General features: G+C 57.6%; 15 protein-coding genes. All 15 read right to left on the reverse strand.

The features are described from left to right. Positions 1–171: 171 nt before the first annotated feature. The 15 genes from rpsN to rpsJ all read right to left on the reverse strand — a co-directional run bounded on the left by rpsN (position 172) and on the right by rpsJ (position 6,768). Complete coding sequence (gene rpsN, locus A7D27_RS15645; RefSeq protein WP_044411017.1) at positions 172–477, reverse strand: 30S ribosomal protein S14; 306 nt, start codon at positions 475–477, stop codon at positions 172–174. Between the two features lie 13 nt (positions 478–490). Then, complete coding sequence (rplE, locus tag A7D27_RS15650) at positions 491–1,030, reverse strand: 50S ribosomal protein L5 (RefSeq protein WP_044411014.1); 540 nt, start codon at positions 1,028–1,030, stop codon at positions 491–493. A 19-nt stretch (positions 1,031–1,049) separates the two neighbouring features. Next, positions 1,050–1,364 carry a 50S ribosomal protein L24 gene (gene rplX / locus A7D27_RS15655; protein WP_069562478.1) on the reverse strand — a complete coding sequence of 105 codons (315 nt, stop codon included), beginning with the start codon at positions 1,362–1,364 and terminating at the stop codon, positions 1,050–1,052. A gap of 12 nt (positions 1,365–1,376) precedes the next feature. Continuing rightward, positions 1,377–1,745: a 50S ribosomal protein L14 gene (gene rplN, locus A7D27_RS15660; RefSeq protein ID WP_003448734.1), complete on the reverse strand. Its 369-nt coding sequence runs from the start codon at positions 1,743–1,745 to the stop codon at positions 1,377–1,379. Positions 1,746–1,767: 22 nt separating this feature from the next. Next, positions 1,768–2,034, reverse strand: a complete 267-nt coding sequence (gene rpsQ, locus A7D27_RS15665) for a 30S ribosomal protein S17 (protein WP_044411009.1) — start codon at positions 2,032–2,034, stop codon at positions 1,768–1,770. A 2-nt stretch (positions 2,035–2,036) separates the two neighbouring features. Further along, positions 2,037–2,228 carry a 50S ribosomal protein L29 gene (rpmC, locus tag A7D27_RS15670; protein ID WP_044411006.1) on the reverse strand — a complete coding sequence of 64 codons (192 nt, stop codon included), beginning with the start codon at positions 2,226–2,228 and terminating at the stop codon, positions 2,037–2,039. Beyond that, entirely contained in the window at positions 2,228–2,641 is a 414-nt protein-coding gene (gene rplP, locus A7D27_RS15675; RefSeq protein ID WP_044411003.1) for a 50S ribosomal protein L16, read from the reverse strand. The genes rpmC and rplP overlap by 1 nt, the downstream gene beginning before the upstream one ends. 12 nt (positions 2,642–2,653) lie before the next feature. Further along, positions 2,654–3,340, reverse strand: a complete 687-nt coding sequence (gene rpsC, locus A7D27_RS15680) for a 30S ribosomal protein S3 (RefSeq protein WP_044411000.1) — start codon at positions 3,338–3,340, stop codon at positions 2,654–2,656. A 13-nt stretch (positions 3,341–3,353) separates the two neighbouring features. Further along, positions 3,354–3,686: a 50S ribosomal protein L22 gene (gene rplV / locus A7D27_RS15685; protein WP_044410997.1), complete on the reverse strand. Its 333-nt coding sequence runs from the start codon at positions 3,684–3,686 to the stop codon at positions 3,354–3,356. 13 nt (positions 3,687–3,699) lie between these two features. After that, on the reverse strand, positions 3,700–3,975 hold the full coding sequence (gene rpsS, locus A7D27_RS15690) for a 30S ribosomal protein S19 (protein WP_027590504.1): 276 nt from the start codon (positions 3,973–3,975) through the stop codon (positions 3,700–3,702). Between the two features lie 14 nt (positions 3,976–3,989). Then, positions 3,990–4,811, reverse strand: a complete 822-nt coding sequence (gene rplB, locus A7D27_RS15695; RefSeq protein WP_069562479.1) for a 50S ribosomal protein L2 — start codon at positions 4,809–4,811, stop codon at positions 3,990–3,992. Between the two features lie 11 nt (positions 4,812–4,822). Further along, positions 4,823–5,122 (reverse strand): 50S ribosomal protein L23, encoded by a 300-nt coding sequence (rplW, locus tag A7D27_RS15700; protein ID WP_044410970.1) that lies wholly within the window; start codon positions 5,120–5,122, stop codon positions 4,823–4,825. Further along, the gene (rplD, locus tag A7D27_RS15705; protein ID WP_044410967.1) at positions 5,119–5,721 is read right to left on the reverse strand and encodes a 50S ribosomal protein L4; all 603 of its coding nucleotides are present in this window, start codon (positions 5,719–5,721) and stop codon (positions 5,119–5,121) included. The genes rplW and rplD overlap by 4 nt, the downstream gene beginning before the upstream one ends. A 14-nt stretch (positions 5,722–5,735) precedes the next feature. Then, positions 5,736–6,371, reverse strand: a complete 636-nt coding sequence (rplC, locus tag A7D27_RS15710) for a 50S ribosomal protein L3 (RefSeq protein ID WP_044410965.1) — start codon at positions 6,369–6,371, stop codon at positions 5,736–5,738. An 85-nt stretch (positions 6,372–6,456) separates the two neighbouring features. Further along, positions 6,457–6,768, reverse strand: coding sequence for a 30S ribosomal protein S10 (rpsJ, locus tag A7D27_RS15715; protein WP_003243886.1), 312 nt, complete (start codon positions 6,766–6,768; stop codon positions 6,457–6,459). Positions 6,769–6,925 lie beyond the last annotated feature (157 nt).

A 6,925-nucleotide genomic window follows, 5' to 3' on the forward strand; every position in this document is an offset into this window, starting at 1 on the left:
AATACAAAAGAATAGCCTTGCGGCTAGAGTCACCTGCGAGCTTCAGGCACAAGAAGGCCTGAATCGGGCGAGCCGAATATTCTAGAGAGACCCCAGAAACGAATCAAGCCCCTTGCGGGGCTTGATTCGAAACATCCATGAAAGGCCGACGACTGGCGTCGACCTCTGACATCACCAGCTGGCTTTGACCAGACCGGGAACGTCACCACGCATGGCAGCTTCACGCAGCTTGTTACGGGACAGCCCGAACTTGCGGTAAACGCCGTGCGGACGGCCAGTGATGCGGCAGCGGTTACGCAGGCGCGACGCGCTGGCGTCACGCGGCTGCTTCTGCAGAGCTACCTGGGCTTCCCAACGCGCTTCCGGAGTGGAGTTCGGGTTGGCAATGATAGCTTTGAGCTCGGCACGCTTCTTGGCGTACTTGGCGACCGTCAGCTGACGCTTCAGCTCGCGGTTCTTCATGCTCTGTTTGGCCATATTCCTGCTCCAATCAGTTGCGGAAGGGGAAGTTGAAAGCGCGCAGCAGAGCGCGACCTTCATCATCATTGCGGGCGGTGGTGGTCAGGGTGATATCCAGACCACGCAGCGCATCGATCTTGTCGTAATCGATTTCCGGGAAGATGATCTGCTCTTTCACGCCCATGCTGTAATTGCCGCGACCATCGAAGGACTTGGCATTCAGGCCGCGGAAGTCACGAACGCGCGGCAGGGAGATGGAGAGCAGGCGATCCAGGAACTCGTACATACGATCGCGACGCAGTGTCACCTTGACACCAATCGGCCAGCCTTCGCGGACCTTGAAGCCGGCAATGGATTTGCGGGCGTAGGTCACGACGGCCTTCTGACCGGTGATTTTTTCCAGGTCGGCTACAGCGTTCTCGATGACTTTCTTGTCACCGATTGCTTCGCCGAGACCCATGTTCAGGGTGATCTTGGTAACACGCGGAACTTCCATCACGTTGGCCAGCTTCAGCTCTTCTTTCAGCTTGGGCGCGATTTGCTTCCGGTAAATCTCTTTCAGTCGTGCCATGGTGTTCTACCTATGATTCTCAAGCGCCAACCGGCTTCTGGGTGGACTTGAAGACACGAATTTTTTTGCCGTCTTCGATTTTGAAGCCAACGCGGTCAGCCTTGTTGGTTTCGCTATTGAAGATGGCGACGTTGGAGACGTGCAGGGGCGCCTCCTTCTCGACGATACCGCCCTGGATGCCGGACATCGGGTTCGGCTTGGTGTGGCGCTTCACCAGGTTGATCCCACCGACGACCAGACGGTCGTCAGCGAGAACCTTGAGCACCTTGCCACGCTTGCCCTTGTCTTTGCCGGCGATGACGATGATCTCGTCGTCACGACGAATCTTTTGCATGACGGCTTCTCCTTACAGCACTTCAGGGGCGAGCGAGACGATCTTCATGAACTTCTCGGAACGAAGCTCACGGGTCACTGGCCCGAAGATGCGGGTACCGATCGGCTCCTGCTTGTTGTTCAGCAGAACAGCAGCGTTGCCATCGAAGCGGATGATGGAGCCATCAGGACGACGAACACCGTGCTTGGTGCGGACCACAACAGCGGTCATCACCTGGCCTTTCTTGACCTTGCCACGGGGGATCGCTTCCTTGACGGTGACCTTGATGATATCGCCGATACCGGCATAACGACGGTGCGAACCACCCAGGACCTTGATGCACATAACGCGACGAGCACCGCTGTTATCAGCGACGTCGAGCATGGATTGAGTCTGAATCATATCTTTCTCCGACCCTTAGTCCTTAGACTTCCACGGCACGTTCGACGATTTCCACCAGCGCCCAGGACTTGGTCTTGGCCAGCGGACGGGTCTCACGGATGGTGACCTTGTCGCCGATGCGGCACTGGTTGGTTTCGTCGTGAGCGTGCAGCTTGGTCGAGCGCTTCACGTATTTACCGTAGATCGGGTGCTTTACACGGCGCTCGATCAGGACGGTGATGGTTTTGTCCATCTTGTCGCTGACGACGCGGCCGGTCAGCGTACGGACGGTTTTCTGAGCTTCAGCCATGATCACTTACCTGCCTGCTGGTTCAGCACAGTCTTGACGCGAGCGATGTCGCGCTTCACTTGCGAGAGCAGGTGAGACTGCCCCAACTGGCCAGTTGCCTTCTGCATACGCAGGTTGAACTGGTCGCGCAGCAGACCGAGCAGTTGCTCGTTCAGCTGCTCTGCGGTTTTTTCACGAAGTTCATTCGCTTTCATCACATCACCGTCCGCTTAACAAAGGAGGTGGCGAGCGGCAGCTTTGCAGCAGCCAGGGCGAAGGCCTCACGCGCCAGCTCTTCGGAAACACCCTCGATCTCGTAGAGCACCTTGCCCGGCTGGATCTGGGCTACCCAGTACTCGACGCCACCCTTACCTTTACCCATACGAACTTCGAGGGGCTTCTTGGTGACGGGCTTGTCGGGGAATACACGGATCCAGATCTTGCCGCCACGCTTCACGTGACGGGTAAGGGCACGACGTGCCGCTTCGATCTGGCGAGCGGTGAGACGACCGCGAGAAACCGCCTTCAGGGCGAACTCGCCGAAGCTGACCTTGCTACCGCGGTGAGCCAGACCACGGTTGTGGCCGGTCATCTGCTTGCGGAATTTTGTACGCTTGGGTTGCAGCATTTTGCGTACTCCTTACTTAGCAGCTTTTTTACGAGGAGCGGGCGCTACGGGCTTCAGCTCTTCCTGGCGGCCACCAATGACCTCACCCTTGAAGATCCAAACCTTCACACCGATCACACCGTAAGTGGTGTGAGCCTCGTAGGTTGCGTAATCAATGTCGGCGCGCAGGGTGTGCAGGGGCACACGGCCTTCGCGGTACCACTCGGTACGCGCGATCTCGGCACCACCGAGACGACCACTGACCTGGATCTTGATGCCTTTGGCACCAAGACGCATGGCGTTCTGTACCGCACGCTTCATGGCACGACGGAACATAACGCGACGCTCGAGCTGCTGAGCAACGCTCTGAGCAACCAGCATACCGTCGAGTTCCGGCTTGCGGATCTCTTCGATGTTGATGTGCACAGGCACACCCATTTGCTTGGTCAGGTCCTGGCGCAGCTTCTCGACATCCTCACCCTTCTTGCCGATCACGATGCCGGGACGAGCGGTGTGGATGGTGATGCGTGCGGTTTGAGCCGGACGATGGATATCGATACGGCTTACGGACGCGCTTTTTAGTTTGTCTTGGAGGTACTCACGGACCTTCAGATCGGCAAACAGATAGTCGGCATAAGTGCGCTTATCTGCGTACCAGACGGAGGTGTGCTCCTTGACGATTCCCAGGCGAATGCCAGTGGGATGTACTTTCTGACCCATCTGATCGACTCCGTTACTTGTCCGCAACCTTGACAGTGATATGGCAAGACCGCTTGACGATGCGATCAGCGCGGCCTTTGGCACGCGGCATGATGCGCTTCAGCGAACGCCCTTCGTTAACGAAAACGGTAGAGACCTTGAGGTCATCCACATCAGCGCCTTCGTTGTGCTCGGCGTTGGCTACGGCCGACTCCAGCACTTTCTTCATGATTTCAGCGGCTTTCTTGCTGCTGAAGGACAGCAGGTTGAGCGCCTCGCCCACCTTCTTCCCGCGGATCTGGTCGGCGACCAAGCGGGCTTTCTGGGCGGAGATTCGAGCGCCCGACAGCTTAGCGGCTACTTCCATCTTTCCTTACCCCTTAACGCTTGGCCTTTTTGTCCGCAGCATGCCCGCGATAGGTGCGGGTAGCGGCGAACTCGCCCAGTTTGTGGCCGACCATGTCTTCGTTCACGAGAACGGGTACATGCTGGCGACCGTTGTGTACAGCGATGGTCAGACCGACCATCTGCGGCAGAACAATAGAACGACGCGACCAGGTCTTGACCGGTTTGCGATCGTTCTTTTCCACCGCCACTTCGACCTTCTTCAACAGGTGAAGATCGATAAAGGGACCTTTTTTCAGAGAACGCGGCACAGTCGTATCCTCGATTATTTACGGCGACGGACAATCATGTTGTCAGTGCGTTTGTTCGCGCGAGTCTTCGCACCCTTGGTCGGGAAGCCCCACGGCGAAACCGGATGACGACCACCAGAAGTACGACCTTCACCACCACCATGCGGGTGGTCGACCGGGTTCATGGCGACACCACGAACGGTCGGACGAACGCCACGCCAGCGCTTGGCACCAGCCTTGCCCAGCGAACGCAGGCTGTGCTCGGAGTTCGAGACTTCGCCCAGAGTCGCACGGCACTCGGCCAGAATCTTGCGCATTTCGCCGGAGCGGAGACGCAGGGTTACATAGGCACCTTCACGGGCGACCAACTGAGCGGAAGCACCAGCGGAACGCACCAGTTGAGCACCTTTACCCGGCTTCAGCTCGACACCGTGAACGGTGCTACCAACCGGGATATTGCGCAGCTGCAGGGTGTTGCCAGCCTTGATCGGCGCATGGGCACCGGAGATCAGTTGATCACCCGCCACAACGCCCTTGGGAGCGATGATGTAGCGACGCTCGCCGTCGGCGTACTTCAGCAGAGCGATGTGCGCAGTACGGTTCGGATCGTATTCGATACGCTCGACAACGGCAGGGATACCATCCTTGTTGCGACGGAAGTCGACCAGGCGGTAATGCTGCTTGTGACCACCACCGATATGACGAGTGGTGATGCGGCCGTTGTTGTTACGACCACCGGACTTGGACTTCTTCTCAACCAGCGGAGCATAGGGAGCACCCTTGTGCAGATCCTGGTTGACGACCTTGACCACGAAACGGCGGCCAGCGGAAGTCGGTTTGCATTTAACGATTGCCATGATGCACCCCTTTACTCAGCGCTGCTGGCGAAATCGAGATCTTGGCCAGGCTGGAGAGCGATGTACGCTTTCTTCCAGTCATTGCGCTTGCCCAGACCACGAACGGTGCGCTTAGTCTTGCCCTTTACGTTCAGGGTATTGACTGCGGCGACCTTCACGCTGAACAGGCTCTCTACGGCCTTCTTGATTTCCAGCTTGGTTGCATCGGAAGCAACCTTGAAGACGAATTGGCTCTTGCCATCTGCCAGAACGGTAGCCTTCTCGGAGATGTGCGGGCCAACCAGCACTTTGAATACGCGTTCCTGGTTCATGCCAGCAGCTCCTCGAATTTCTTGATGGCCGACACGGTGACCAGCACCTTGTCATAGGCGATCAGGCTTACCGGATCGGAACCCTGAACATCACGCACATCGACGTGAGGCAGGTTACGAGCGGCAAGGTACAGGTTCTGGTCGACGTCATCGGAGATGATCAGCACGTCGCTCAGACCCAGACCATTCAGCTTGCCCAGCAGGGCTTTGGTCTTCGGCGCCTCAACAGCGAACTCAGGCACTACGACCAGGCGGTCCTGACGAACCAGCTCGGAGAGGATGGAGCGCAGCGCTGCGCGGTACATCTTCTTGTTGAGCTTCTGGGAGTGATCCTGGGGCTTGGCAGCAAAGGTGGTACCACCGGAGCGCCAAATGGGGCTGCGAATGGTGCCAGCACGGGCACGACCGGTACCCTTCTGACGCCACGGCTTCTTGCCACCACCAGAAACTTCGGAGCGGGTCTTCTGTGCACGGGTGCCCTGACGACCGCCAGCCATGTAGGCCACGACAGCTTGGTGAACCAGGGTCTCGTTGAACTCACCACCAAAGGTACGCTCGCTGACTTCGATAGCCTGAGCGCCACTTACATTCAATTGCATCTCAGCTTCCTCTCTTAACCGCGAGCCTTGGCAGCCGGACGCACGAGCACGTCGCCACCGGTGGCGCCGGGAACAGCACCCTTGACCAGCAGCAGGTTGCGCTCAGCATCGACACGAACCACTTCCAGGGACTGGACGGTTACGCGCTCGGCACCGAGGTGACCGGACATTTTCTTGCCCTTGAAGACACGACCAGGAGTCTGGCACTGGCCAATGGAGCCCGGGACGCGGTGAGAAACGGAGTTACCGTGGGTGTTGTCTTGACCACGGAAATTCCAGCGCTTGATGGTACCGGCGAAGCCTTTACCTTTGGACTGACCCGTGACATCAACCAGCTGACCAGCCTGGAAGATCTCGGCAGTGATCTGGTCGCCAGCCTGGTACTCGCCCTCTTCAAGGCGGAACTCCCAGACACCACGACCAGCAGCCACACTCGCCTTGGCGAAGTGACCGGCCTGGGCCTTGGTTACGCGAGAAGCACGACGCTCGCCGACAGTTACCTGTACGGCGCGATAGCCATCGGACTCTTCGCTTTTGAACTGGGTCACACGATTCGGCTCGATCTCGATGACCGTAACCGGAATGGAGACACCTTCTTCGGTGAAAATGCGGGTCATGCCGCACTTACGACCGACTACACCAATAGTCATGTTGTAAACCTCATGAGTGTACGGGGCTTTCACCCGCTATGGCCGCCCATTTCAGAGCGTTACACGACTAAGAACCCGAAGGTTATTAGCCGAGGCTGATCTGCACTTCCACGCCTGCAGCAAGGTCGAGCTTCATCAGCGCGTCAACGGTTTTATCCGTCGGCTGGACGATGTCCAGAACACGCTTATGAGTGCGGATTTCGTACTGATCGCGCGCGTCCTTGTTGACGTGCGGAGAGATCAGAACGGTATACCGCTCCTTGCGAGTAGGCAGAGGAATCGGACCACGCACCTGAGCACCAGTACGTTTCGCGGTTTCCACGATTTCCTGGGTGGATTGATCGATCAGGCGATGGTCAAAAGCCTTCAACCGAATACGGATTTGTTGGTTTTGCATTTTGACCTCAGACTCTATCTCTGCTTGCCCCCAACAGACGGACTGCGCCTGTTAAAAGGAGGCGCAATTGTACGGACGCCCCCAGAGGGTGTCAACTTTTAACCAATCCAAAAGAAAAGGGCCCCGAAGGGCCCTTTTCTCTGATGCTGATCGTCGA

It is taken from the genome of Pseudomonas sp. 1D4 (assembly GCF_001728925.1).
In the GTDB taxonomy this organism is placed as follows: Bacteria; Pseudomonadota; Gammaproteobacteria; order Pseudomonadales; family Pseudomonadaceae; genus Metapseudomonas; species Metapseudomonas otitidis.

Bases quoted from the DNA above. Each gene is read 5' to 3' on its own strand.
- rpsJ (WP_003243886.1), bottom strand. From the start codon at position 6,768: ATGCAAAACCAACAAATCCGTATTCGGTTGAAGGCTTTTGACCATCGC.
- rplV (WP_044410997.1), bottom strand. From the start codon at position 3,686: ATGGAAGTAGCCGCTAAGCTGTCGGGCGCTCGAATCTCCGCCCAGAAA.
- rplC (WP_044410965.1), bottom strand. From the start codon at position 6,371: ATGACTATTGGTGTAGTCGGTCGTAAGTGCGGCATGACCCGCATTTTC.
- rpmC (WP_044411006.1), bottom strand. From the start codon at position 2,228: ATGAAAGCGAATGAACTTCGTGAAAAAACCGCAGAGCAGCTGAACGAG.
- rplD (WP_044410967.1), bottom strand. From the start codon at position 5,721: ATGCAATTGAATGTAAGTGGCGCTCAGGCTATCGAAGTCAGCGAGCGT.
- rplX (WP_069562478.1), bottom strand. From the start codon at position 1,364: ATGCAAAAGATTCGTCGTGACGACGAGATCATCGTCATCGCCGGCAAA.
- rplB (WP_069562479.1), bottom strand. From the start codon at position 4,811: ATGGCAATCGTTAAATGCAAACCGACTTCCGCTGGCCGCCGTTTCGTG.
- rplW (WP_044410970.1), bottom strand. From the start codon at position 5,122: ATGAACCAGGAACGCGTATTCAAAGTGCTGGTTGGCCCGCACATCTCC.
- rplN (WP_003448734.1), bottom strand. From the start codon at position 1,745: ATGATTCAGACTCAATCCATGCTCGACGTCGCTGATAACAGCGGTGCT.
- rpsQ (WP_044411009.1), bottom strand. From the start codon at position 2,034: ATGGCTGAAGCTCAGAAAACCGTCCGTACGCTGACCGGCCGCGTCGTC.
- rplE (WP_044411014.1), bottom strand. From the start codon at position 1,030: ATGGCACGACTGAAAGAGATTTACCGGAAGCAAATCGCGCCCAAGCTG.
- rplP (WP_044411003.1), bottom strand. From the start codon at position 2,641: ATGCTGCAACCCAAGCGTACAAAATTCCGCAAGCAGATGACCGGCCAC.
- rpsN (WP_044411017.1), bottom strand. From the start codon at position 477: ATGGCCAAACAGAGCATGAAGAACCGCGAGCTGAAGCGTCAGCTGACG.
- rpsC (WP_044411000.1), bottom strand. From the start codon at position 3,340: ATGGGTCAGAAAGTACATCCCACTGGCATTCGCCTGGGAATCGTCAAG.